The sequence below is a fragment of the Micromonospora sp. WMMD1120 genome, assembly GCF_029626235.1.
Taxonomy (GTDB): Bacteria; Actinomycetota; Actinomycetes; order Mycobacteriales; family Micromonosporaceae; genus Micromonospora.
Window position 1 is genome coordinate 5,851,886 of record NZ_JARUBO010000005.1, and the last position, 25,684, is coordinate 5,877,569.

The 25,684-nt window shown below is 73.3% G+C and carries 22 protein-coding genes and 1 pseudogene; 7 read left to right on the forward strand and 16 right to left on the reverse strand.

Features of this window, described 5'->3' with window-relative positions; genetic code table 11:
• Nucleotides 1-236: 236 nt before the first annotated feature.
• The 13 genes from O7634_RS27070 to O7634_RS27130 all read right to left on the reverse strand — a co-directional run bounded on the left by O7634_RS27070 (nt 237) and on the right by O7634_RS27130 (nt 10,858).
• Nucleotides 237-842, reverse strand: a complete 606-nt coding sequence (locus O7634_RS27070) for a bifunctional 4-hydroxy-2-oxoglutarate aldolase/2-dehydro-3-deoxy-phosphogluconate aldolase (RefSeq protein WP_278152942.1) — start codon at nt 840-842, stop codon at nt 237-239.
• Nucleotides 843-899: 57 nt separating this feature from the next.
• A complete protein-coding gene (locus tag O7634_RS27075; protein WP_278152943.1) occupies nt 900-1,925 on the reverse strand; it encodes a sugar kinase in 1,026 nt (341 codons plus the stop codon).
• Between the two features lie 87 nt (nt 1,926-2,012).
• Nucleotides 2,013-2,873, reverse strand: coding sequence for a S1 family peptidase (locus O7634_RS27080; RefSeq protein ID WP_278152944.1), 861 nt, complete (start codon nt 2,871-2,873; stop codon nt 2,013-2,015).
• A gap of 317 nt (nt 2,874-3,190) precedes the next feature.
• Nucleotides 3,191-3,763: a nucleosidase gene (locus O7634_RS27085; RefSeq protein ID WP_278152945.1), complete on the reverse strand. Its 573-nt coding sequence runs from the start codon at nt 3,761-3,763 to the stop codon at nt 3,191-3,193.
• A 44-nt stretch (nt 3,764-3,807) separates the two neighbouring features.
• Nucleotides 3,808-4,260, reverse strand: coding sequence for a GNAT family N-acetyltransferase (locus O7634_RS27090; RefSeq protein WP_278152946.1), 453 nt, complete (start codon nt 4,258-4,260; stop codon nt 3,808-3,810).
• Between the two features lie 10 nt (nt 4,261-4,270).
• Nucleotides 4,271-5,083, reverse strand: coding sequence for a TetR/AcrR family transcriptional regulator C-terminal domain-containing protein (locus O7634_RS27095; protein ID WP_278152947.1), 813 nt, complete (start codon nt 5,081-5,083; stop codon nt 4,271-4,273).
• A 110-nt stretch (nt 5,084-5,193) separates the two neighbouring features.
• Nucleotides 5,194-5,919: a dihydrofolate reductase family protein gene (locus O7634_RS27100; RefSeq protein WP_278152948.1), complete on the reverse strand. Its 726-nt coding sequence runs from the start codon at nt 5,917-5,919 to the stop codon at nt 5,194-5,196.
• On the reverse strand, nt 5,916-6,554 hold the full coding sequence (gene ribA / locus O7634_RS27105) for a GTP cyclohydrolase II (RefSeq protein WP_278152949.1): 639 nt from the start codon (nt 6,552-6,554) through the stop codon (nt 5,916-5,918). Before ribA ends, O7634_RS27100 begins: the two co-directional genes overlap by 4 nt.
• Before the next feature lie 58 nt (nt 6,555-6,612).
• Nucleotides 6,613-7,551, reverse strand: coding sequence for a lysylphosphatidylglycerol synthase transmembrane domain-containing protein (locus tag O7634_RS27110; protein ID WP_278152950.1), 939 nt, complete (start codon nt 7,549-7,551; stop codon nt 6,613-6,615).
• Nucleotides 7,552-7,615: 64 nt separating this feature from the next.
• Nucleotides 7,616-8,434: a class I SAM-dependent methyltransferase gene (locus O7634_RS27115; RefSeq protein WP_278152951.1), complete on the reverse strand. Its 819-nt coding sequence runs from the start codon at nt 8,432-8,434 to the stop codon at nt 7,616-7,618.
• Nucleotides 8,431-9,477: a glycosyltransferase family 4 protein gene (locus O7634_RS27120; RefSeq protein WP_278152952.1), complete on the reverse strand. Its 1,047-nt coding sequence runs from the start codon at nt 9,475-9,477 to the stop codon at nt 8,431-8,433. The genes O7634_RS27115 and O7634_RS27120 overlap by 4 nt, the downstream gene beginning before the upstream one ends.
• On the reverse strand, nt 9,474-9,872 hold the full coding sequence (locus tag O7634_RS27125) for a 6-carboxytetrahydropterin synthase (RefSeq protein ID WP_278152953.1): 399 nt from the start codon (nt 9,870-9,872) through the stop codon (nt 9,474-9,476). Before O7634_RS27125 ends, O7634_RS27120 begins: the two co-directional genes overlap by 4 nt.
• A 2-nt stretch (nt 9,873-9,874) precedes the next feature.
• Entirely contained in the window at nt 9,875-10,858 is a 984-nt protein-coding gene (locus O7634_RS27130) for a zinc-binding alcohol dehydrogenase (RefSeq protein WP_278152954.1), read from the reverse strand.
• Nucleotides 10,859-11,204: 346 nt separating this feature from the next.
• Between O7634_RS27130 and O7634_RS27135 the strand changes: the two are divergent.
• A pseudogene (locus O7634_RS27135) lies at nt 11,205-12,344 on the forward strand (choice-of-anchor A family protein); the annotation flags it as partial.
• Between the two features lie 954 nt (nt 12,345-13,298).
• Complete coding sequence (locus O7634_RS27140; protein ID WP_347404318.1) at nt 13,299-15,908, forward strand: hypothetical protein; 2,610 nt, start codon at nt 13,299-13,301, stop codon at nt 15,906-15,908.
• A gap of 89 nt (nt 15,909-15,997) precedes the next feature.
• On the opposite strand, the gene O7634_RS27145 is transcribed toward O7634_RS27140, so the two are convergent.
• Nucleotides 15,998-17,197, reverse strand: a complete 1,200-nt coding sequence (locus O7634_RS27145; RefSeq protein ID WP_278152955.1) for a helix-turn-helix domain-containing protein — start codon at nt 17,195-17,197, stop codon at nt 15,998-16,000.
• Between the two features lie 307 nt (nt 17,198-17,504).
• Between O7634_RS27145 and O7634_RS27150 the strand changes: the two genes are divergently transcribed.
• Complete coding sequence (locus O7634_RS27150) at nt 17,505-18,254, forward strand: XRE family transcriptional regulator (protein ID WP_278152956.1); 750 nt, start codon at nt 17,505-17,507, stop codon at nt 18,252-18,254.
• Nucleotides 18,255-18,344: 90 nt separating this feature from the next.
• Nucleotides 18,345-18,944 carry a GrpB family protein gene (locus O7634_RS27155; RefSeq protein ID WP_278152957.1) on the forward strand — a complete coding sequence of 200 codons (600 nt, stop codon included), beginning with the start codon at nt 18,345-18,347 and terminating at the stop codon, nt 18,942-18,944.
• Here the strand turns inward: O7634_RS27155 and O7634_RS27160 are convergent.
• Nucleotides 18,941-19,780: an alpha/beta hydrolase gene (locus O7634_RS27160; RefSeq protein ID WP_278152958.1), complete on the reverse strand. Its 840-nt coding sequence runs from the start codon at nt 19,778-19,780 to the stop codon at nt 18,941-18,943. The genes O7634_RS27155 and O7634_RS27160 overlap by 4 nt on opposite strands.
• 117 nt (nt 19,781-19,897) lie before the next feature.
• Entirely contained in the window at nt 19,898-20,494 is a 597-nt protein-coding gene (locus O7634_RS27165; protein ID WP_278152959.1) for a helix-turn-helix transcriptional regulator, read from the reverse strand.
• Nucleotides 20,495-20,573: 79 nt separating this feature from the next.
• Here O7634_RS27165 and O7634_RS27170 point away from each other — a divergent pair, with 79 nt between their 5' ends.
• The 3 genes from O7634_RS27170 to O7634_RS27180 all read left to right on the forward strand — a co-directional run bounded on the left by O7634_RS27170 (nt 20,574) and on the right by O7634_RS27180 (nt 25,637).
• Nucleotides 20,574-22,148, forward strand: a complete 1,575-nt coding sequence (locus O7634_RS27170) for a bifunctional NAD(P)/FAD-dependent oxidoreductase/class I SAM-dependent methyltransferase (protein WP_278152960.1) — start codon at nt 20,574-20,576, stop codon at nt 22,146-22,148.
• Between the two features lie 129 nt (nt 22,149-22,277).
• Nucleotides 22,278-23,951, forward strand: coding sequence for a hypothetical protein (locus tag O7634_RS27175; RefSeq protein WP_278152961.1), 1,674 nt, complete (start codon nt 22,278-22,280; stop codon nt 23,949-23,951).
• A 291-nt stretch (nt 23,952-24,242) separates the two neighbouring features.
• Nucleotides 24,243-25,637 carry an FAD-dependent oxidoreductase gene (locus O7634_RS27180; RefSeq protein ID WP_278152962.1) on the forward strand — a complete coding sequence of 465 codons (1,395 nt, stop codon included), beginning with the start codon at nt 24,243-24,245 and terminating at the stop codon, nt 25,635-25,637.
• The last annotated feature ends 47 nt before the right edge of the window (nt 25,638-25,684 follow it).

Genomic DNA, 25,684 nt, shown 5'->3' on the forward strand with positions numbered 1-25,684 from the left:
GTCGAGAAGTGGTACGCAGCACAGCATCGACGCCACTCCCACCCCACACCCCCACCACGCCCCGACGCATCACCGCCATGGCACAAACCCGCCACCCCACCCCCACCCCCGCGCGCCCCCAACCGCGCCGATCTTGCAGTTCCTGTGCCGACATAAGCCATGGATCGGGGCGATTCGACGACCGGAAGTGCAAGATCGGCGCGGTTGGGGGGCGGGGTGGGGAGGGACGGGTGGGGTTAGGGGTGGGTGGTCAGGGCGGCCAGGTGGTCGAGCTGGGTGGGGTCGGAGAGGGCGGAGCCGACTGCCACCACGCGTACTCCGGCCTGCAGGAACGCTCCCGCGTTGGTGGAGTCCAGGCCGCCGGTCGCGACGAAGCGCGCCTGCGGCAGCGGGCCGGCCATGGCCTTGAACCAGGCCGGGCCGAGAGTGATCGCGGGGAACGCCTTGAGCCAGGTGAGGCCGTGCCGTAGGGCCTGCTGCGCCTCGGTGGGGGTGGCCACGCCGGGCAGGTGCGGCAGACCACGCGCGGCGGCGGCGTCAGCGATCGTCAGGTCCAGGCCGGGCGCGACAGTGAACGCGGCCCCCGCGTCGGCCGAGGCGTGGACCTGCTCGACGTCGAGCACGGTGCCCGCGCCGACGATGCGGCCACGCGCGGCCCCGGCCTCGACGGCGGCCCGCAGCGCCGCCACCGCGTCGGCGGTGGCCACCGGCACCTCCACCACGTCGATGCCGAGGTCCCAGGCGCGCTCGGCGAGCCGTACGGTCTCGGCGACCGGCAGGCCACGCAGGATGGCCATCACCCGTGCGCCGCCGAAGATGTGGTCGAAGTCCGGTGTGGTCATGGTGCGCTCCATCCGAGGTCGCTGTGAAACGGTGGCCGGGGCTGCGCCGACGGCGGGTCAGGTCGTCGTCGACCCGTCGGTCAGGTCGAGCGGCGACCAGGCGTCGGCCGGAGCGGTGATCAGTCGCTCGAACCAGGCCCAGGGCGGGACGGGGGCGTTGTCGCCGGCGCTCGTCAACGCCTGCGCCGCGACGAGGTGACCGAGCCGCAGCCGGCGTACCGGATCGAGGTCGCGCAGCAGCCCCGCCAGGTAGCCGGCGGCGAACGCGTCGCCGGCGCCGACCGGCTCCACCACCGCCACCCGGGGCGCGGAAACGAAGACCGGCTCGGCGTCGCGGCTCAGCGCGGTGGCGCCGACCGCGCCGTCCTTGACCACGATCGTGCGCGGGCCGGGCAGCAACCGGCGTACGGCCGCGGGGTCGCTCGCGCCCCACAGCGTCTCCGCCTCGTCCTGACCGACGAAGACCAGGTCGCAGCGGTCGGCGAGGTCGCGCAGCACCGGGGCGGCCTGCGCGGCGGGCCACAGCCGGGCCCGGTGGTTGACGTCGAAGCTGACCAGCGCGCCGGCCAGGGGCCGATCGACCACCGCGTGCTCGACCAGCGCCCGGCAGGAGGCGGAGAGCGCCGCGGTGATCCCGGACAGGTGCAGCACCCGGACGCCGGCCAGCACCGGGTCGGCGAGGGCGCCCGGGGCCATCCGGGAGGCCGCCGAGCCGGCCCGGTAGTAGTGCACGGCGGTGCCCTGCGGACCCGGGTCCTTCAGGTAGAGGCCGGTGGGGGCGGTCGGGTCGACGACCACCTGGTCCACCCGTACACCGGCGGCGGCGACGTGCCGGACCACGGCCCGGCCGAAGGGGTCGTCGCCGACCCGGCTCACCCAGGTGGCCCGGTGCCCCAGTCGGGCCAGGTAACCGGCGACGTTGGACTCCGCGCCGCCGACCGACACGGCGACCCGTTCGGCGTGCTCCAGCGGCTCGCCCGGGTCGGGGCAGAGCACCACCATCGACTCCCCCACCGCGGCCACCTCGACCGGGGGACGGCCGGCCGGGACGCTCACCTGGTCGGGTCGGGGGTCGGTCGACATCGGGCACACGTCCTCGCGGCGGGGTCCTGGGCGGCGCCGCCGAGCCTAGGTGTCGGGCGCGGGACGGGCAACCCGTCGCGCCCCCGGTCAGGGGATCGTCAGCCCGTACGCGGCCAGCACCTCAAGGATCGGCTGGTAATAGGTGGTGCCACCGGCGGTGCAGTTGCCCGTGCCGCCGGAGAGGATGCCGAGGATGGTGCCGGTGGCGGCCACGTAGAGCGGCCCGCCGCTGTCCCCCGGCTCGGCGCAGATGTTGGTACGGATCAGCCCGTAGATCACCCCGGTGGCGTAGTTGACTGTCTGGTTGAGGGCGGTGACGGTCCCGCAGCGCACCCCGGTGGTGGTGCCGCTGCGACACACCGCCTGGCCGACGTACGCGTTGCCGGCCCCGTACACGGTGATCAGGCCGGGGTGGGTGTAGACGGCGCTCGGGTGGGCGATCCGGCTCGTGTAGCGGATCAGGCCGTAGTCGTTCGTGGGGTAGCTGGTGGCGGTACGGGTGCCGAGCACCGTGGTCTGGGCGCTGTCGGCGTACCAGGTGCTGGCGGCGGCGGTGCAGTGCCCGGCGGTGACCACGTAGTAGGTGCTGCCGCTGCGCACGTTCGCGCCCAGCGAGCAGCGCGCGCCGCCGCCGTAGATGCCCTGCCCGGCGGCGATGAGGGGGCGCAGCGTGCCGGGCTCGCGGCGCAGCAGCGCGCCGGCCCGCTCGGCCACCGCCCGCAGGGCGGTCAGCTCGGTGGGGGCCACTGTGTCGTCGACGGTGACTGCCATCCGGCCGGTGGCCGGGTCGATTCCCCAGGCGGTGCCGGGGGTGCGCACCCCGGCGAGCACGGACGCCGCGTCGGCGGCGGGCGTGGCGGTCCGGTCGGGGACGGCGGCCCGCGCCGCGCCCGGCGCGACGAGCAGCAGCACGGTCAGGACGAGGGCGGCGAGTGGGGAACGGCGCATCCGAACCTCCGCAGATACCGATATCGATCGATGCCGGCAAGCATCGCCCGCCGGGCGGGACCGTGGCAACCTCGGACCGCCCTGTTCCCCGATCGGCGGGAATCGTCGATCCGGGGGCGGGCCGCGCCGGCGCCGCCCGATAATCCTCGGAGACACGGCGGGAGGCCGGGCATGACCACCGGAGGCGGCGCGGCGCTGGTACGCCGTCTCTGGACGGGTCGACCCGGGCCACCCTGCTGGAGCTGATCCCCAGGGCCCGCGGCGGCCGGGAAACCCGACGCGGACTCACACCGCGTCGGCTGGGGGACTGAACCGACTCAGCCGAGGTGCCGACCGGCCCAGTCGGCGAGGTCGCGGGCGCACGCGTCCACCGACTCCCGCCAGGTCCGGGCGGCGCCCTCCCCCGCCTCGTCGCTGACCTGCTTCACCAGCCGGCACGGCACACCGGCCTGCGCGGCGGCCCACGCCACCGCGTACCCCTCCATGTCGACCAGGTCGGCGCGCCGGGCCAGCCGGTCGCGGGCCGTGTCGTCGGCCACGAACGTGTCACCGGTGGCCAGCACCACGCCCTCGTCGGCGAGGGACAGCGGGGCCCCGTACGTCTCGCCGGTGAGGGTCCGCAGCAGGTCGGTGTCCAGGTCGTGCTGGAGCACGGTGGCGACCTCGTGGATGCCGACCAGCCCCGGACGCAACGCCCCGGCCGTGCCCAGGTTGAGCAGCAGGGACGGGCGCGGACCGGCGGCCAGCGCCGCGGCCACCGCGCTGGCGGCGTTCACCTTGCCCATGCCGGTGAGCAGCACCGGCACCTCGGGCGGCAGGTAGCGGGCCTCCTCCCCGACGGCGAGGACCACCAGCGGACGATCGGCGCGGACCGTACCCCGAAGATTCACCGGAGCATCGTACGAGCCGGCGCCGGTACGGCGGCAGACACCTCTCAGTCAGCGGGCCGGACGGCGACGACCTGCCCTCCGCTGGTCTCGCCGGTCGGGCGGAAACCGAGTTTGAGGTAGAACTCCTCCGGGCCGTCCGCACCCGACTCCCAGGTCGTGTAGACGTACTCACGCCCGCGTCGGCGGGCCTCCGCACGGACGGCGTCCACCGCGAACCGGCCGTACCCCCGCCCCTGGTGGTCGGCGGCGATGTTCAGCCGCCACAGGCCGGAGCGGAGGTCGTCCGGCCGGTCCCACTCGATGTCGAAGAACCCCATCAGGAAGCCGACGATCTCGTCACCCTCGCAGATCAGGCGTGGCCAGGCGATCTCGGGCTGGACGTACGCCTCGGCGAGGGACCAGGCGACCGGAGACGAGTATTTCTCCTGCTCCGGTCGCACCGTCAGCCGGCACGCGTCCTCGACGTTGTGTTCCGTGATGGTCACCAGTCTGGGCACGGTCGCCACCCTAGCGAACCGGGTTCACCAACAGTCCGTCGAGCAGCGCGCCCAGACCGAAGTGGAACCAGGTGTCGAGGTCGGTGTCGAGCCTGGTCTGACCGGCCGCCGCCAGCCAGGGCCGTCGCCGGGCCCGGCCGGTGCGCTCCAACCGGTCGCGGGTCGCCGACCACCAGACGTGGTACGGCAGGTCGACGGGATCGCGCCGGATCAGCAGGGCCATGCCCTGCACGTAGCCGCTGAGCGCCAGGTAGGCGCGGAACGCCCCGGCGGGGTCGTATCCGGCGGCGGTGAACGCCGCCACCACCCGGTCGACCATGGCGAGCACTGCCGGGCCGGTCGGTGGCCGGTCGGTCGCGAGGACGGTGAGCAGCCAGGGGTGTTCGCGGTACATCGTCCACTCGTCCTGGGCCAGCCGTTCGAGCCGCTGACGAGGGTCCGGTGGCGGACCCATGTCGCCGGGCACGGGAACGGCGGTCACCCGCTCGGCCATCGCGCCGAGCAGTTCGGCCCGGTTGCGCAGGTGCCGGTACACCGCGTGCGCGGGCATCGCGGCGTGGTGGGCGAGGAGCAGCATGGAGACAGCGTCCAGACCGCCGGAGTCCGCCAACTCGACAGCGAGACCGATCAGCCGCTCGCGGGGGTCGGCGCCGGTGGGCCCGGACAGCTCGGGGGCGGGCCGCGGCGCGGTCGTCGGACCGTGGTCACGGCGCCTGCGGTACGCACGGGCCTGACAGCCTCGGGAGCAGTAGCGACGGGGGCGCCCTCGGCCGGAGCTGGCGGGCAACTCGCACTCGCACTCGACACATCGAGCGGTGAGCACAGCCACCTCCACTTTCGTCACGGCAGAGCGCGCGCCGAAAGTACTGCACCCCGCCGCGCTCGACGGACAGGATCAAAGACATGAATCCGTCCGGCCGCAGGACGCGCCCGTCAGGACGGGGTGGGTTCGGCGGCGTCCGGGCAGCGGCTGGAGAGGGCGTAGCGCAGCAGCACCACGTCACCGATCTGGCGGGCCTCGGCCAGTCGGGCCCGGCGGCCCGGGTGCCAGGGGAAGGTGCCCTCGCCGACGAACCGGGGCGCCCGACCGTCGCCGACGAAGAACGGGGCGACCACCAGGTGCAGCTCGTCGGCGAGGCCGGCGGCGAGGAACTGGGCGTGCACCGTCCCGCCGCCCTCCACCATCAACCGCCGTACGCCCCGCCCGGCCAGGTCGGCGAGCAACCATTCCGGGTCGACCGGCTCACCCGCGTCGACGACGGTGGCCAACCCGCCGATCCGTTCCCGGGTCTTCTCCAGCGCCCCGCTCGCGCAGTAGACGAGGCGGGCCGACTCGCCGACGGTGAAGAACCGGGCGGTCGGGTCGAGGTCACCGTGGGCGGTCAGGGTGACCTTGATGGGCGAGGCGGGCCGACCGGCCGCCACCCGTGCGGCCCGTCGGTCCGGCGCGCGGACCAGCAGCCGGGGGTCGTCGCGGCGAACGGTGCCGGCGCCGACCAGGATCGCGTCGCAGCTCGCCCGCACCGCGTCGACCCGGTCCAGGTCGTCCTCGTTGGACAGCAGCAACCGCTGCTCGGAGGCGTCGTCGATGTACCCGTCGATCGAGGTGGCGCAGCTCAGCAGCACGTACGGCCGGATCGTCCCCGCCGGGCAGCTCATTGCGACGTCTCCGCCGCCTTCGCCGCCTTCGCGGCGAGGTAGTCGGCGTTGGCCGACGACAGGAAGACGCTGGTGGGTAGCCGTTCGGCGACGCCGACGCCGAGCCGGTTCAGCTGCTCCTCCTTGTCCGGGTTGCTGCTCAGCAGCCGGATGCGTGGTACGCCCAGCGTGGTCAGCATCTGCGCGGCGGCGCTGTAGTCCCGCTCGTCCTCGCCCCGGCCCAGCGCGACGTTGGCCTGGTAGGTGTCCAGCCCCGCGTCCTGCAACGCGTACGCGTCGAGTTTGGCGTAGAGGCCGATGCCACGCCCCTCCTGCCGGAGGTAGAGCAGGAAGCCGCCGGCCTCGGCGATCCGCTGCACCGCCTCGCGCAGCTGCGGCCCGCAGTCGCACCGCTGGCTGCCGAACACGTCGCCGGTCAGGCACTCGCTGTGCGGGCGGACCAACGGCGGTTCGCCACCCGCGGCGAGCCGATCCAGCGCGCCCGCCCAGTCGCCGAGACCGAAGGCGAGGTGCTCCCGACCGTCCACCAGGCCCTTGAAGGAGAACACCCGCGCCACTGTGGCGTAGCCGTCGGGGAATCTCAGCGGCACTGTGACCTGGGTACGGATCGTGGCAATCGGCAATGCTTCGGGCATGGGGTTCCTCCGTCCGGCGCCACCGACGTCCGGCGGCGCGTACCGTCTCACCACTGACTCAACAGCCGCCGTCGGGGGCGGCTTCCCGGGCGGCGACCGGGACGCGACGCCGCCGGGCCAGCAGCACGGCGGCGCCGGGCAGGCTCGCCACCAACACCAGCGCGCCGTAGACGGTGGCGGTGGCGACGCCCTCGGCCGCGCTGAGACCGGCCGCGCCGAACACCCAGGCGGCCACCCCCTCCCGGGGGCCGAAGCCGGCGACGTTCAGCGGCAGGCCCATGGCCAGCAGGGCGAGCAGGGTCAGCGGCAGCAGCCGTGCCAGCGGGGCGTCCGATCCGGCGGTGCGGGCCGCCACCAGGAAGGTGGCCAGGTGACCGGCGACCATCACGGCGGACGCGATCAGCACACCGAACCAGGTGCGCCGGGCCAGCAGCCCGGACCGCACGTCCGTCACGGCGGTCCGCAGCCCCCGCGCCCAACGCGAGCGCCCCGCCTCCGGCACCGCGCGGGCCAGCAGCACGGTGACCAGACCGCCGGCGACCAGCAGCGCGGCCGCGAGTGGCAGATACTGCCGCACCGGCGACGGGAACGCCGCGAGCACCACCAGCGCGACGCCGAACAGGACCACCTGCCCGGCGGTACGCTCCCAGACCACCGCGCGGATGCCCCGGCTCACGTCACCGGCGTCGCGACCGTGGCGGACCGCCCGGTGCACGTCGCCGAGCATCCCGCCGGGCAGCGTGGCGTTGAGGAACACGGCCCGGTAGCAGTGCGCCACCGCCGTCGACAGGGGCAACCGCACGCCCAGGCCCCCGGCGACCAGGCTCCACCGCCATGCCGCGCAGACAGTGGTGAGCACCCCGATGACGAGCGCCGCCGCCAGTGCGGGCGCGTCGATGAGGCGTACTCCGGCGAGGAACGGCCCGGTGCCCACCTGCCACAGCAGGACGGCGAGCAGACCCGCCCCGCCGACCACTCGCGCCCAGGCCCAGACCATCGACGCCGGCCTCCCTTGAAGATCGTCCACTTGCCCTAGTCCACGTACCCCGCGTGGGATCGGTTCATCCTCCGGCGAGGAGGTCGATGTGCTCGACCCGTACCGCGAGCCGGCCGGCCGCCGCGTCGGCCAGCCGACGTCGGGCGTACGGCCGGGCCGGGCCGGCCAGGTCGGGCCGCTGTTCGCAGGCGGCCCCGAGCCAGCCCGTGAACCACTCGGCGGTCAGCTCGGCGTGCTCCGGGCCGAGGAGCCACGGGCTGGGCCGCTCCCGCACCTCGACGCCGTGCCGGGTGAACGCCGCGACGGTGGCGGCGACGGCGTCCGGGCCGAGCAGTCGCCGGCCGTCGACGGTACGCCGCTGGTGGTCGTTGAACGCGGCATCGACGGTCTCGTCGAACGGGTCGGCCGGGGTGAGCCGGACCCGGCCGGTCACCGAGACGGCGAAGAGGGCGGGGTGACCGACGCAGGCGGCGACCACCCGTTCGACCTCCTCCAGGGTCAGCATGTCCAGCAGCGCGGACGCGGTGACCAGGGTGGCGTCGGCGAGGTCGGCACCGGTCAGCCGGGTGAGGTCGCCGCGCCGGGTGCGGACGGTGACCGGGGCGCCGTCGGCGGCCCGTATCCCGGTCATCCCCTCGGCGGCTCTGGCGAGCAGGTCGGCGTCGCGGTCGTGCAGCACCCAGTGCTGCGGTCCGGGCAGCCGGGTGGCCAGCCAGCGCGCCATCGAGCCGGTGCCGCTGCCCAGGTCGTGGATCACCATCGGCGCGTCACCGACCAACCGGGGGCGGAGGGCGTCCAACAGATCCTCCGCGCGGGCCGCCGCGTCGGCCGGCTCGCGCAGCCGCAGCCACTCGGCGAACGGCACTGTCTCCTCGGCGGTCATCCCGCCACCTCCTTCAGCACGGCGGCCAGCAGCGCGGTGGTCACCGGCCAGTCGGTCAGGGTGTCGCGCCGGGCGAGGGCGGCCCGCCGCAGCCGGGCCCGCAGCGCCCCGTCGTCCAGCCAGCGGGTCAGCGCCCTGGCCAGCGCGGCGCTGTCGCCCGGGGGCACCAGCAGCCCCGGCAGCTCGCCGTCGGGGGCGCGACCGAGCGCCTCCGGCACACCGCCCACCCGGGTGGCCAGCACCGGCAGGCCACGGGCCAGCGCCTCGGTGACGACCATCCCGTACGTCTCGCCGCGCGAGGGCAGGACCAGCAGGTCGGCGTCGGCGTACGCGGCGTCCAGGGCCGCCCCGGTCAGCGGGCCGACGAGCCGCGCCCGCCCGGTGAGGCCCGCCGCGTCCAGCCGGTCACGGAGCCGGCGCACGAGATCCGGCTCCCGGGCCAGGGTGCCCGCGCCGACCATCGTCCAGGACCGGCCGGCCAGCGTGGACAGCGCGTCGACGAGCACGTCGTACCCCTTGTGCTGGGTGACCGCCGCGACGCAGAGCAACCGGTCGCCGGCCGCGGACCCGGGCGCGGGCGGCGCCGGCCGCACCCCCGGGGGCGCGGCCCGGACCCGGTCGGCGAGCGTCGGGTGGCGCGTCGCCAGGTGTTGGCGGGTCCACTCGCTGGTGGTGACGACGGCGCGTGCGGCGGCCAACGCGTGGGCCTCCGCCTCGTCGTCGAGCGGCAGGTGCACCAGGACGACCAGCCGCAGCCGGCGGGCGTGCGCGGCGAGCAGGTCGGGCACCGTCGAGGCGATCAGACCGTCGATCAGGACCACGGCGTCGTCGGGCGCGGCGGCGAGCACCCCGGCCAGCGCCGCCCGGGCGGCGGCGTCGGGGTGCGGCCACCCGCCGGGTACGGCGTGCTCGCGCACCGTCCAGCCGTGCTCGCCGAGCCCGGCGCAGATCCGCCGGTCGTAGGAGTTGCCGCCGCTCGGGGTGGCCGGGTCGTCGATGTCACCGGGCAGGACGACGTGCGCCGCCCGGCCCGCGTCGGTCACAGGGGCCGCTCGTAGCTGGCCCAGGCGATGTGCGACTCGTGCAGGGTGACTGTGACACCGGCCAGGTCGCGCGCGCCCGGGCCCAGCTCGCCCGCGTGCACCCGCTCGACCAGCCGGTCCGCGACCGTCCGGGCCAGCACCTCGGTGGTGGTGTTCACCCCGGCGAACGCCTGCTCGTCGTCGAGGTTGCGGTAGGTCAGCTCGCCCAGCACCGCCCGTAGCTGCTCGGTGGCCAGACCGATGTCCACCACGATGCCGTCGGCGTCCAGGTCGGGCCTGCGGAACGTGGCGTCCACGACGAACGTCGCGCCGTGCAGGCGTTGGGCGGGGCCGAACACCTCGCCCCGGAAACTGTGGGCGATCATCATGTGATCCCGAACGGTCACGCTGAACACTGTCACTCCCCGTCGTCGTAGGTGATGAGGTGGCAGAGGGCGGGCAGCTCACCCGAGGTGAGGTCGGCGAGCACGTCGGGCAGGTCGGCGAACCGGGACGCGCCGGTGATCAGGGCGTCGAAGGCCGGGTCGTCGAGCAGGTCCAGGGCCAGCGCGAGCCGGTCGGCGTAGCTGCGGCGCCCGCGCCGGGCCGGGGCGACCATGCCGACCTGGCTGCTGCGTACGGTGAGTCGTCCGGAGTGGAACGCGCCGCCCAGGGACACCTGCACCGGGCGGTCGCCGTACCAGCTCAGCTCGATGACGGTGCCCTCCGGGGCGAGCAGGTCCAGAGCCTGTTGCAGGCCGGCGCCGGTGGCGCTGGCGTGCACCACCAGGTCCCGGTCGCCGGACGCGTCCCCCGGGCCGGCGAAGTCGACGCCGAGCGCGCCGGCCACCCCGGCGCGGCGGGCGTCGGTGTCGACAAGCTCCACGTGCACGCCGGGGAAACGGGCGAGCAGCGCCGCCACGCAGCACCCCACCATGCCCGCGCCGATGACGGTGACCCGGTCGCCGAGCAGCGGCGCGGCGTCCCACAACGCGTTGACTGCCGTCTCCACGGTGCCCGCGAGCACCGCGCGGGCGGCCGGCACCCCGTCCGGGACCGGCACCACGGCGGTGACCGGCACGACGTACGCGCTCTGGTGCGGGTGCAGGCAGAACACCGTACGCCCGAGCAGGTCGGCGGGGCCCTGCTCGACGACGCCGACGCTGAGGTAGCCGTACTTGACCGGGCCGGGGAAGTCACCCTCCTGGAAGGGCGCGCGCATCGCGGCGTACTGGTCGGTCGGCACCCGGCCGGCGAAGACCAGCGTCTCGGTGCCCCGGCTGACGCCGGAGTAGCGGGCCTGGACCAGCACCTCGTCCGGTCCCGGGGCGGTCAGGGACACCGGCCGGATCTCCGCCACGCCGGGCTCCCGAACCCAGCAGGCGTACGCCTCGCGGTTCACCGTCGCGCACCTCACCCTCTGCTGCGGGCCACACCGTTCGGCCATGTCCGGCTCCCCCGGTCGGGTTGTCGATCATAGACACGGAGGTACGACGTCGGCAGTTCGACGTTCCTCCGAGTCAGCGAGTAGGACAAAAGCGACTTAAGGGCTTATATAGCCCTATAGGCTCCCGTCGCACAGGCGAACCAACGGGGGCGTGATGAGGATTTCGTGGTGGGATGGCCGCAGGCCACGGGCGACGGCGCTGATCGCGGTCGGCGGCGTGCTGGCGCTCAACGGTCTGCTGGTGCCGACGCCCGCAGCGCCCACATTGGCCAACCGAACGCTGGCCGCGGTTGACGAGGCCGTCGGGCCGGTCGACCCGGTCGCCGCGGCGCTGAGCTTCGGGGTGATGACCGAGGGCGACGCCAACGTCGTCAACGACGAGAACGAGGGCACCCTCGCCGTCGGCGGTAACCTCACCTTCGGCAACTACCAGCTCGCCGGGGTGACCGCCGGATCGTTCGTCGTGCCCGGCGACGCCAACCCGAGCGCCCTGGTCGTGGGTGGACGGGTGAACTTCGCCGGCAGCGTCGGCGGCAGCCGCCTCCAGGTGCTGTCCAACGGCTACGCCAAGGTCGGCGACCTGACCGGGACCTTCGTCCGCGACACCGACAACAACGGGGCACAGGTCAACACCCGGATTCTGCCGGCGAACAACTACGACGCCTCCCCCCGGGTCGAGCTGGTCACCCGGCAGCCCGTCGCGAGCGTCGGGCCCACCTCGCCGATCAACTTCGGGGCCGCCTTCGCCAGCTTCCGGGACACCACCGCCAGCCTCGCGACCTGCGACAACACGGTGGTGCTGCGGACTCCGAACGGGGACGTGCTGCCCCGACCGATCCCGCCGGGCAGCAACGCCGTCGTGACGTTGACCCCGGGCGTGACGAACGTGCTCAACCTGAGCGCGGCGGACCTGGCCAACATCCAGATCCTGACCTTCGCCAGCCAGCCGACCGCCAGCACCCCGCTGCTGGTCAACGTGGACACCAGTGGGGTGGGCAACACGTTCGCCTGGACCGCGCCGAACTTCGCCGGAATCGGCGGCGCGCAGGCCCGCTACGTGCTGTTCAACTTTCCGACCGCCACCGCGCTCACCCTCACCCCGAACGCCGCCACCGTCGAGGGCAGCATCTACGCCCCCAACGCCAGCCTCACCGACCTGTCCGCCAGCAACACCGAGGGCAGTGTCATCAGCCGTACGCTGGACCACCGCGGCGGTGAGATCCACTACTTCCCGTTCAGCACCACCCTCGCCTGCGAGGGCGCCACCCCGGCCGACATCGCCCTGATCAAGTCGTCGACGACAGCGCTGATCACCAGTGTCGGTCAGCAGGTGCCGTACTCGTTCCACGTGGTCAACACCGGCGGCGTCCCGCTGACCAACATCTCCGTCACCGACACCCAGACCCCGCCGTCGTCGAACGCCAACCTCGGCCCGATCACCTGCGCCGCCACCACCCTCGCCCCGGGCGCGCAGACCTCCTGCACCGCCACCTACACCGTCACGCAGGCCGACCTGGACAACGACGGCGTCACCAACACCGCCACCGCCCGGGGCACCCCACCCACCGGTCCCCCGGTGATCTCCGAGCCGGGCACCCTGACCATCCCGGCCGAAGGGCTTACCGCCGCCGTCACTGTCGTTAAGTCCTCCACCACCACGTCGATCACGTCGGTCGGGCAGCAGGTCCCGTACCGCTTCCTGGTCGCCAACACCGGTCAGCTCACGCTGACCACCGTCACCGTCACCGACACCCAGACCCCGCCGTCCTCCAACGCCAACCTCGGCCCGATCACCTGCCCGGTCACCACCCTCGCCCCCGGCGCCAGCACCACCTGCACCGCCACCTACACCGTCACCCAGGCCGACCTGGACAACGACGGCGTCACCAACGTCGCCATCGCCCAGGGCACCCCACCCGGCGGCGGCACCCCGGTCACCTCACCACCCTCGACGCTGACCATCCCGCAGGCCGGCCTGATCGCGTCGATCGCGATCACGAAGACCTCCACCACCACGTCCATCACCACCGTCGGACAGCAGGTTCCATACCAGTTCCACGTGCTGAACACCGGCGGGCTCACGCTGACCACCGTCACCGTCACCGACACCCAGACCCCGCCGTCCTCCAACGCCAACCTCGGCCCGATCACCTGCCCGGTCACCACCCTCGCCCCGGGCGAGAGCACCACCTGCACCGCCACCTACACCGTCACCCAGGCCGACCTGGACAACGACGGCGTCACCAACGTCGCCACCGCACGCGGCACCCCGCCGGGCGGCGCCCCTGTCGACTCCGCGCCCGCGACGCTGACCATCCCGGAGAGCGGCCTGGTCGCCGCCATCGCGATCATCAAGACCTCCACCACCGCGTCGATCACCACGGTCGGGCAGCAGGTGCCGTACGCGTTCCACGTCGTCAACACCGGTGGCTTCACCCTGACCAACGTCAGCGTCACCGACACGCAGACCCCGCCCTCGTCGAACGCCAACCTCGGCCCGATCACCTGCCCGGTCACCACCCTCGCCCCCGGCGCGAGCACCACCTGCACCGCCACCTACACCGTCACCCAGGCCGACCTGGACTTCGGGTCGGTCCGGGACAGCGCGACCGCGCAGGGCACCCCGCCCGGCGGTGGGACACCCGTGCAGTCGCCGCCGGCGACGCTGACCATCCCCGCCGACGTCGCCGTCCCCGGCATCTCGGTGGTGAAGTCGTCGACCACCCCGTCCATCACGTCGGTCGGGCAGCAGGTGCCGTACCGGTTCCTGGTCGCCAACACCGGCGGCGTGACGCTCAACGGGGTGAACGTCACCGACGCGCAGACCCCGCCGTCCTCGAACGCCAACCTCGGCCCGATCACCTGCCCGGTCACCACCCTCGCCCCGGGCGAGAGCACCACCTGCACCGCCACCTACACCGTCACCCAGGCCGACCTGGACAACGACGGCGTCACCGACGTCGCCACCGCGCACGGCACGCCGGCCGGCGGCGACACACCCATCGACTCGACGCCCTCAACGCTGACCATCCCGGCGGCCGACCTGATCCCGTCGATCTCGGTGCTGAAGTCGTCCACCACCGTGTCGATCAGCACCGTCGGGCAGCAGGTGCCCTACCGGTTCCTGGTCGCCAACACCGGCACGGTGACGCTGACCTCGGTGAACGTCACCGACACGCAGACCCCGCCGTCCTCGAACGCCAACCTCGGCCCGATCACCTGCCCGGTCACCACCCTCGCCCCCGGCGCGAGCACCACCTGCACCGCCACCTACAGCGTCACCCAGGCCGACCTGGACAACAACGCGGTCACCAACGTCGCCACCGCGCACGGCACCCCGCCGGGCGCCACGACGCCGATCGACTCGACGCCGTCGACGCTGACCATCCCGGACGCGGGGATCGTGGCCGCCATCCAGGTCGTGAAGACCTCGCCGACGGTGTCCATCGACATGGTCGGGCAGCAGGTGCCGTACCGGTTCCTGGTGGTGAACACCGGTCAGCTCACGCTGGCGAACGTGTCCGTCACCGACACCCAGACCCCACCGTCGTCCAACGCCAACCTCGGCCCGATCACCTGCCCGGTCACCACCCTCGCCCCCGGCGCCAGCACCACCTGCACCGCCACCTACACCGTCACCCAAACCGACCTGGACAACGACGGCGTCACCAACGTCGCCACCGCCCAGGGCACCCCACCCGGCGGCGGCACCCCGGTCACCTCACCACCCTCGACGCTGACCATCCCGCAGTCGGGTCTCGTCGCCGCCATCCAGGTGATCAAGTCGACGACCACCGTCGCCGTCACCGCGCCGGGCCAGCAGGTCCCGTACACCTTCCTGGTCGTCAACAGCGGCGGCTTCACCCTCACCGGGGTGACGGTCACCGACACCGTGCTGCCGCCGGCCGTGCGGGGCGTGCTCGGGCCGATCACCTGCGGTCCGCAGGACATCCCGAACGGACAGGTGACGCTCGCGCCGGGCGCCTCCATCCAGTGCCGGACGACCTACACGGTGACGGAGGAGGACTTCGCCGGCTCGTCGCTGCGCAACGTCGCCACGGCCACCGGCACCCCGCCGTTCGGGCCGCCCCCGGTCTCGCCGCCGTCGCCGCTGGACATCCCGATCCCGCACCCGTCGATCGCCATCACCAAGTCGGTGACGCCCACTGTGGTGTCCGCGGCCGGTGACGTGGTCACCTACCGGTTCGTGGTGACCAACACCGGCAACACCCCGCTCGGCGCGGTGACCGTCGACGAGACCGACTTCTCCGGCACCGGCACCCCCGGGGAGATCACCTGCGGCACCCCACCGGTCGTCAACGGCTCCGTCACGCTGCCCGCCGGGGCCAGCACCACCTGCGCCTCGACCTACGCGGTCACCGCCGCCGACATCGAGGCCGGGCGGATCACCAACACGGCCGTCGCCGTCGGCACGCCGCCGACCGTCCCCGGGCAGGAACCACCCGCACCGGTACGCTCCGCGCCGGCCACCGCCGAGGTCACCGCGACCCGGGGCGCGGCGATCACCGTGGTGAAGTCCAGCAGCACCGGGAAGATCAGCCACCCGGGGCAGCGGGTCCCGTTCCAGTTCGTGGTCACCAACACCGGGCAGGTCCCGCTGACCGCTGTGACGATCACCGACGTCCCGAGCGCCCCCGCCTCGGCGGCCAACCTCGGGCCGATCACCTGCGGGCCGGAGCGGACACCGAACGGCTCGGTCACGCTCGCGGCGGGTGCCGCGGTGACCTGCACGGCGACGTACACGGTCAGCAAGGCCGACTACCACCACGGCTCGCTGCGCAACACAGCGACGGTTACCGGCACCCCACCGGAGGGCCCGGCGCCGGTCTCCCCCGAGTCCACCATCACCATCCCGGTGAAGGGGAAGCTCCCGGTGACCGGCACGGCGTTCCCGATCGGCGGCTGGATGGCCGCCGGCGTGCTCGCGGTGCTGCTCGGGGCGGCCCTGCTGCTGATCGTGCGGCAGCGCAGGATTCGCGCCTAGCGCGGATTGGTCGCGAGGGTCGGACCGGAGGGGAACCGGTCCGGCCCTCGCGGCGTGTGCACCCTGTTAGGAGATCCGCACCAACCCGCTCAGCCCATCCCGAGCCGGACGGCGAGCTGAGCGATCGTGGTCGGGGCGCGCGGGTCACGGGCAACCTCGGCGACGACGTCCCGGGCGACAGGCCGACAGCTGATCTCAGCCGGTGCGGTGCGCTCGACCTCGGTCACCATACGGGCGGCGTTGCCCACGTCTCCGGCGTGCAGGTAGGCGCGGGCAATGTCCAGCAAATGCGCGGCGCGGTGCTCGGTGGGTAGCCATCGCCAGCCGGAGCGCGCGATGGCCTTCTCATGCCAGGCGATCGCCGCACAAGCGTCACCGAATTCGACGGTCACAGCGGCGCGGGCCAGGTCGACGGCGGTGGGACCGAAACCGGTGCGGTGATGGTCGTACCCATCGCCAACACGCTCCGCCATGCCGGCGGCCTCGTCGATCAGCTCGTCGGCGGCGGACTCGTTCCCGTCCTGCGCCGCCGCCAGGCCGGCGTGGATGAGCAGGGTCCCGCACAGGGACAGTTCCGCAGGCGTGCCGGACTCGATCATGGGCGGAGCGCTCCGGGACGCGGCGGCGCGCATCACCGACCCCGCCTCCCGCGTGCGACCGAGTGCGCGCAACACCTGGCCGAGCTGGACCGCTGCGGCGGCCACCAGCTCCCGATCATCCGTGGCGACCAGCATCGCCCGATCCACGGCCAGCCAGGCCAGCTCGGCATCACCGAGCTTGACCAGCAGAGCAGCGGTGAGCCGGTACGCCTCGACCAGCGCCACGCGACCCGAGCGCTGATCGTGGGCACAGGTGCGCTGCGCGTTGGTGAGCAGGCCCGGCATCAGGTTGACCACCTGTGGGTAGCGGGCGTGCTGAAACGTCGTCCACGCGTACCCCACGTCGCCCAGCAATCGGTCCACCGGCAATACCGGATTGCCTGCCGGCCTGCCGAACGGGATCTCGTAGCGGGACAGCGCGGCCCTGATCCGCTCGACGCCGTCGCCGCGACCCATTGCCGGAACCGGCACGACGTCCTGGCCGACGAGGGCGGCGGTGTCGATGCGGAGCACGCGGGCGATCTCCTGAAGCGTCGACAGCCTGTCCAGCGACCGCACACCCCGCTCGACCTTGTCGACCCAACTTTTCGACTTGCCGAGCCGGTCGGCGAACACCTGCTGCGACAGCCGCCGCCGACCCCGCCAGTACGCCACCCGCCGCCCCACCGGCAACAGCTCAACGCTGCCCAAGACGCCACCGCCGATCCGGAATCGCCCGCGTCGTCTCCTCGGCTGGTATCCGATCCGCCTCCGCCTCGGCGAGAAGCCGCCGCTTGGCAGCCGCCCGCTCGGCCGCCTGGATCTGCTCGCCCCGAGTCATCGCGCGCTCGTCGTCCGCACCCGGCATCTCACACCTCCGCCAGTAGAAAGCGGCGGCACGCCGACCGTCGCAGATCCACAGTGACGTCGGGTTGTCACCTGCTGCGACGGCACAACAGCCGACAATCAGACCACTTGACCGGCGACATTGGGGCGACACATAGCTATGGTGACAGTCATGGCCGCCCCCAACACCGCCCTCCGCGCCGTCCGCACCGGCATGCGCATGTCTCAGGACGACTTCGCTCGCGCCCTCCAGGCCGCCGGCCACCGCGTCGGCGAGCCCAATGACGCCAACAAGAGACTCGTGCAGCGATGGGAGTCCGGCGCGATCGCCGCGCCGCGTCCCGTCTACGCCCGCGCGCTGGAGGTCGTCACCGGCCTACCCATCTCACTGCTGGGCTTCGTCGCGGTTCCTGACGGTCATGTCACTGACGACGAACACGGGGGCCATGACCTGACCTCGCCCGTCTCCAGCCTGGCCACGCCGACACCAACGGCCAAGCCGGCCACGGCCCACCGGTCGTACGAGGGTGTGTGGCTCAGCCGCTACCAGTACTACTCCAGTGGCCGGGACGACTCTTTCGCCGGGCAACACTTCGTGGTTCTGCTTCAGCACGGCGATCGTCTGACCGCGCGCAGCCTGCCCGGCTCAGCGGCGTCATCTCTCTCACTGGACCTGACGGTGGACGGTGCCGTCGTCACCGGCACCTGGGTGGAGCAGACCGATCCAGCCGGTTACTACCGGGGCGCCCGGTACCACGGTGCGATCCAACTCCTCGCCGAGCCGACGGGTCGACGGATGGCCGGAAAGTGGGTTGGTTTCGGCAAGGACATGGACGTCAACACCGGCCCGTGGGAACTCGTCTTTCAGGACGCCTCGACGTCCAAGGCGACGCTCGACCGCTACAACACGTCCGCGACGTAGCGCGCTGAGGCGCGGCGCGGCCGGCTGCCGGCTCGCCTCAGCGGTTCTGTGTCGTAAGCTGGCCGACTTTGATTCTTCGGGGAGGTCGGGTTGGCTCAGTACCCGCAGGAGGTCGTACACCGCTTTCATGCACCGCCTGAGCAGGCAGATGGCGGCTTGGTGGGGGAAGCCCCGAAAAGCTGGCAGTCGATCAGCATCCAGGATTACGACCCGGCGTGGACTGCTCGATACGCTGCCACCAACGCCCTGCTGAATGAGGTCTTGGGCGAGCTGATCCTGCACAGCGAACACGTGGGATCCACATCGGTGCCGGGCCTGGCGGCCAAGCCCATCATCGACATCGACCTCCTCCTCGAAGACACGGCGGACGAGTCCCGCTACGTCCCCGCCCTTGAAGGAGTCGGCTACCGACTGGTTCTCCGCCAGCCGTGGTGGCACGGGCACCGGATGTTGGTTGGCCCCGCGGAGGACATCAATCTTCACGTTTGGCCGCAGGACGCGCCCGAACCGATCAGGCACAGGCTCTTCCGCGACTGGCTGCGCTCGCATCCAGAAGACCGAGAGCTCTACGCCGCGACCAAGCGGCGCCTGGCGCGGGAGACGGCCCACCGAGCCGATGACTACAGCCTGGCGAAGAACGACGTCATCGACCGGATCCTTGCCCGCATCTTCGCGGCAGCCAGCGTCTAGGCAGCCAGGGTCCGGTTGAAGAACGCCAGAGTGTCGCGGATCAGCGGCTCCAACGGCACTCCGCCGAAGCAGTGGTCGGCCCCCCGCACCACCGACAACTCGACATCGACTCCCGCCCCGGTCAGCGCCGCGGCGAACTCCTCGCTCTGCCCCACCGGCACGACAAGGTCCTCATCGCCGTGGATCAGCAGCATGGGTGGGGCCTGGGCGGTGACGTAGGTGATCGGACTGGCCGCCCGACCCAGCCCCGGGTTCTCGGTCAGCGGAGCACCGATCAGCAGGGACTCCGGCGAGTCCGCCGCGTCGTGGTCGATCGTCCCGGCCGGATGGGCCTGCGACTGCATGGTCAGCAGGTTCGACGGCGCGTACCAGCAGACGGCCGCCTGGACAGCGCTGTCGTCCTGGTCGTTGCCCGTCAGCGCGACCAGGGCGGCCAGGTGACCGCCGGCCGACTCGCCCCACACCCCGATCCGCTCCCGGTCCACGCCGACCGTGTCACCCTGCCGACGCAACCAGCGCACCGCCGCCCTGACGTCGTCGAGCTGCGCGGGGAACGGCGCCTCGCCGCTGAGCCGGTACTGCGCGGAGGCGACCGCGAACCCGGCGCGGATCGCGGCGGTGAACGGGTCCGCCGCCATCAGCCAGTCCGGCGGCTGCTTGGGCGAGCCGTACAGCCACGCGCCGCCGTGGATCCACACGAGGACCGGCACCGGTCGGGGTGCTGCCACCGGCACGACGAGGTCCAGTGTCAGGGGGCGGTAGCCGGGGACCTCGTGTACGACGATGTCGCGGTGTTCGATCCGGTCGTTCCGGTGGTGGTGCGCCGCATCGGTCATCGCGCCATCCTCACACCGACGGTTCCACGGTGCCGCACGCGGCGTGGTCGTCCCGCAGCCAGTCGGTGAAGGAGATTTCCGACGTCGCTGGGTCCCGGCGGCCTGGATGACCCGGGTTCACTGCTCACGTGTGGACCCGACCGGTCGGGCGCGCACGTGCAGCCGCTCCCCCTGCGGCCCGAACAGGCTGAGTGCCTCGGCGGCGCCGGGGCCGGGGTTGAGGATGAGGTGCGGTATCCGGGTGTCGAACTCGGCCACCTCGCCCGGGTGGAGCGTCAGGTCACGGTCACCGAGCAGCAGGCGCAGCCGGCCGGAGAGCACGTAGAGCCACTCGTACCCCTCATGGGTCTGCGGGGTTCGCTCCCCGGCGGTCGGGTCCGGCGGAAAGATCTGCTTGAACGCCTGCAATCCACCCGGACGGCGGGTCAGCGGCAGGAACGTGATGCCGTGCCGGACGATCGGGGTGGGGCGGACCCGGGGGTCGCCGGTGGCCGGGGCGTCGACCAGCTCGTCGAGCGCCACCTGGTAGGCGCGGGCCAGCGGGAGCAGCAGCTCCAGCGTGGGTCGGCGACTGCCGGATTCGAGCCGGGACAGGGTGCTCACCGAGATGCCGGTCAGGTCGGCGAGCTGGGTCAGCGTGATCGCGCGTTGCTGCCGCAGGGCACGCAGTCGGGGGCCGACTGCCGCCAGCGCGGCGGCGTCCTCGTTTGCCATAACAGCAAGGATAGTTGCCACCCCGCCGAGGGTGACGGATGGTGGGCCCAGTTCCAACGAGCACGAGGGAGACACGACGGTGGACGAGACATACGACGTGGTGGTGGTGGGCGGCGGCGCCGCGGGGCTCAGCGGCGCGCTTGCGCTGTCCCGGGCCCGCCGGTCGGTGCTGGTGGTCGACTCCGGCGAGCCGCGCAACGCGCCGGCCGACCGGGTGCACAACTATCTGGGCCGGGAGGGGACCCCGCCGGGTGACCTGCTCGCCGCCGGACGTGCCGAGGTGGCGCAGTACGGCGGGCAGTTGCACACCGGGCGGGTGAACCTCGCGGCCCGGGAGGACGAGGGTTTCCGGCTCACCCTCGACGGCGGCGAGTCGGTGCGGGCCCGGCGCCTGTTGGTGACCACCGGGCTGACCGACGAGCTGCCCGACGTTCCCGGGCTGGCCCAGCGGTGGGGCCGCGACGTGCTGCACTGCCCGTACTGCCACGGCTGGGAGGTCCGGGACCGGCGCATCGGCGTCCTGGCGACCGGGCCGCTGGCCGTACACCAGGCGGAGATGTGGCGGCAGTGGAGCCCGAACGTGCTGCTCCTGCTGCACGACGCCCCCGCGCCGGACGAGGAGGCCGCCGAGCGGCTCGCCGCCCGGGGCATCGCCGTGGTGCCCGGTCCGGTCGCCGCCGTCGAGGTCACCGACGACGCCCTGACCGGGGTACGGCTCGCCGACGGCCGGGTGGTGGCGCTGGACGCGGTGGTCGTGGCGACGCGCCTGACCGCCCGCGCCGACCTGCTCGTCGGGTTGGGTCTGGCCCCGGAGGAGGTGACCATGGGCGAGCACGTGATCGGCGCGCAGATCCCCGCCGACGCGACCGGCGCGACGGCGGTGCCGGGCGTCTGGGTGGCGGGCAACGTGGCCGATCTCCGCGGGCAGGTGATCACGTCGGCCGCGGCCGGCCTGAACGCCGCAGCGGCGATCAACGGCGACCTCATCGCGGAGGACACCCGTGTCGCCGTGCGGGCGTACCGGCAGACGATCGCCACGATGTTCGAGGAGCCGGCGTGGGAGGAGCGCTACCGGTCCCGGCAGTCGGTGTGGAGCGGCCGGCCGAACCCGCAACTGGTCGCCGAGGTCGCGGACCTGACCCCGGGGCGCGCGCTGGACGTGGGCAGCGGCGAGGGCGGCGACGCGGTGTGGCTGGCCACCCGCGGCTGGCGGGTGACCGCGGTGGACATCTCCGCCACCGCGCTGGAGCGGGCCGCCGCGCACGCCGACGATGCCGGTGTCCGCGACCGCATCGAGTTCACGCACGCCGACCTGCGCGACAAGCCGCCCGCCGAGGAGGCGTACGACCTGGTGTCCGCGCAGTTCATGCACCTGCCGCCGGCGCCGCGGCGGGAGTTGTTCGCCCGGCTGGCGGCGGCGGTGGCACCGGGTGGCGTCCTGCTGATCGTCGGGCACCACCCGTCGGACCTGTGGACCTCGGCGCGCCGGATGCACCTACCGACCATGATGTACACCGCCGATGAGGTGGCCGCCGACCTGGACCCGACCCGCTGGGAGGTGCTGGCCGCCGAGGCCCGCCCGCGCACCGCCACCGACCCCGACGGCGGGGACATCACCATCCACGACGCGGTCCTGCTGGCGCGCCGCCGCTAGGCGGTGGTGGGCGGTGGCCGGGGCAGGACTTCTCGTGCGGTCGGCGCGGCGGTAGCGTTGCGCGACACTGACGACCCGCGGGGCAGGCGACCGCCCACCCTGACGCCCCGATCGTACGGAGGATGGTGCATGTCCATCGGCGCTGAGCCGCACGCAGCACGCGACGATGCGGCCTCGCGGCCGAGCTTCGAGCTCGCCCTGCGCGGTTACGACAAACGCCAGGTGGACCGGCACCTGGAACAGCTCGACGGTCAGATCGCCATGCTCAGCGGGGAGCACGGGCGCTCCGCCGCCCGTGTCCGTGAGCTGACCGCCGAGGTCCAACGCCTGCGCGCCGAGCTGGCCGAACTGAAGGAGCAACCGGTGCAGGTCGACCGCGCGTCGTTCCACGATCTGGGTCCGATGGTCGGCGAGATCATGGCGCTGGCCGAGAAGCAGGCCGGGATCATCACCGAGTCGGCCACCGACCGGGCGAACGAGCTGCGCAGCGAGGCGGAGCGGATTCTCGCCGACACCCGGGAGCGGGCCGCCCAGGCACGTCAGGACCTGGCCGAGGAGCTGGCCGCCCGGCGCGCCGAGCAGGACCAGGCGTACGAGGAGCGCCGTACCCTGGCCGAGGCCGAGTTGACGGCGATCCGGGAGCACGCCGAGCAGTTGCGCGCCGACGGTGAGGCCGCGCACGAGCGCGCCCAGCACGAGGCGAAGCGGATCACCGAGCAGAGCGCGCAGCAGCTCAACCAGACCCGGGTCGCCGCCGACGCGCTGATGAAGTCGGCGCGTACGCAGATCCAGCAGGAACTCCAGTCGGCCCGCGCCAAGAACCAGCAGGAAATGATCCAGTGGCAGGCCACTGTGGAGCGCGAGGTCAACGAGCGGCGTACCGCCGCCGAGCAGGACATCGCCGAGCAGCAGGCCGCCGCCGAGCAGGAGTTGGCCGAGCAGCGCGCCGACACCGAGCAGCAGATCGCCGCGCTGCTGGCCGAGGCGCAGCAGCACGTCACCGAGCTGCGCAACCGCGCGGACGAGCAGGCCGCCAGCCACCAGCAGCAGCTCGCCGCCCTGCAACAGGAGCTGGCGGAGCGCCGGCAGGAGTCCGCCGAGCTGAACGCGGAGCTGGACACCGCCCGCCAGCAGCTCGACGCGATCCGCCAGGAGGGCACGACGCTGGAGAACGAGCTGTCCCGGATGCAGCAGCGGCTCACCGAGGTCCGCCGGGACCTCACCGCCGAGAGCGCCCGGCTGGACGAGGCACGCCGGGCCGGGGACTCCGCCGAGCGGCACGCCAAGGAGGTCCGCGCCCGCGTGCAGCGGGAGGCCAAGCGGGTGGCCGACCTGGCCGCCGCCGCGGTGATGGCGGCGGCAGCCGGCGGTACGGAGACCGCCGAGTACCCGATGGTGGGCGCCCGGTCCCACACCGAGCGGCCCGCCCCCGAGCGGGCGGGTGTCGAGCGGCTCACCGTCGACCGCACCGGGGTCGACCGTTCGCCCGCGGAGCAGCCCATCATGGACGACACGGGCGCCGACCCGGCCCCGGCCGACCGCGGCCCCGCCGAGTTCGCCGACCAGCCGCCGTCCTACGCCCCCGACCAGCTCGCGGCCACCCCCGAGCCCACCGAGCGGACCAGCGGCGAGCCCGCCGATGCGGCGACACCGACGGACGAGCCGGCCGCCGACCGTCCGGCCGCCCAGGAGGTACGCCCCGAGCCGACCTTCCCCCGGCACATCGGCACGGACGCGCCGACGCCCGTGCCGTTCCTGGCCTTCGGGCAGCCGGTCAGCGAGAACGGCGCCGCCCGCCACTGACGTCGGCCCGCGCCGCCCCGGTGTCCGGTCGGGGCGGCGCGCGGCACGGTGGCGCGGCCGGGCGCGTGATGATCCACTCGGCTTCCTGGAAGGCGGGGCATCCGGCACCGGCGGATGGCACGGTTTCCAGGAACACGAGTGGATCGAGGCCGCGCTGGTCGTAATGTGCGCCGAACCGGACCACCACCTGCGGTGGAGCTGGCAGGCTGGGCTGGCCGCCCCGCGCCAGCGACGGCGACCCCGCCCCGGCCGCGCACCGGCGGCGGGCACCCGCACCGAGAGGAGCGCCCGGTGACCGACCGGCCGGAGGAGTTCGACCTGCTGGTCGTGGGCGGCGGCAAGGCCGGCAAGACGCTCGGCATGGACGTCGCCCGGTCCGGGCGACGGGTGGCCATGGTCGAACGCGGCATGATCGGCGGTAGCTGCATCAACGTCGCGTGTATCCCGACGAAGGCACTGGTGACCAGCGCCCGGGCGGCCCGCCAGCTGCGCGACGCCTCGACGCTCGGGGTGGTGGTGCGGGACGCCCGCGTCGACGTGGACCTGTTGCGCGCGCACAAGCAGGACGTGGTCGAGGGGATGGTGGCCGCCAACCGGCAGCAGTTCCTCGACTCCGGTCTGCACCTGGTGATCGGCGAGGCCCGGTTCGTGGGTCCCCGCACCGTACGGGTGACGCTCGCCAACGGCGGTGAGCGGCTGCTGCGCGGCACCGACGTGGTGATCAACACCGGCACCCGCCCACGGTTGCCGTCGGTGCCCGGGATGACCGAGGCCGGGGTGCTCACCAGCGACACGCTCCTGCGGCTGGACCGGCTGCCCGGTCGGCTGGTGGTGCTGGGCGGCGGCACGGTCGGGGTGGAGTTCGCGCAGATGTTCGCGTTCTTCGGCAGCGCGGTGACCCTTGTCGAGGGCGGCCCGCGACTGCTCACCCGGGAGGACCCCGACATCAGCGACGCGGTGCTGCGGGTCTTCCTCGACGACGGCATCGACGTCCGGGTGGGCGTCTCGGTCGCGCGCGTCGACCGCGACGCCGACGGAACGGTCCGGGTCACGCTCGACGACGGCAGCCTGGTGACCGGTGACGACGTGCTGGTGGCGGCCGGCCGGGACCCGGTCACCGACGGGCTGGACCTGGACGCGGCCGGCGTACGGCTGGACGACAGGGGGTTCGTGCGGGTCGACGAGCACCTGCGCACCACCGCCGAGCGGACCTGGGCGGCCGGAGACGTCGCCGGCAGCCCGCAGTTCACGCACGTCTCGCTGGACGACTACCGGATCATCCGGGCGAACCTCGCGGGAGGACAGCGCAGCACCGCCGACCGGCTGATCCCGTACACCGTCTTCACCACCCCGGAGCTGGCCCGGGTCGGTCTCACCGAGACCGAGGCGCGCCGGGCCGGGTACGACGTCCAGGTCGCCCACCTGCCGGTGGCCGCGATCCCCCGGGCGCGCACCCTGCGGCAGACCACCGGCAGGTGGAAGGCGGTCGTGGACGCCGGCACCGACCGCATCCTCGGCGCGGCGCTGCTCGGCCCGGAGGCCGGTGAGGTGATCACCTCGGTGCAGATGGCGATGCTCGCCGGCATGCCGTGGACCGCGCTGCGCGACGCGGTCATCACCCACCCGACCATGACCGAGGGCCTCAACCTGCTGTTCGCCTCGCTGGAGTCCCGCCCGGTCCGCTGACCGCCGCCGTCGGACTGCGGTTGTGCTCATCAGCTTCGCGGGTGGGA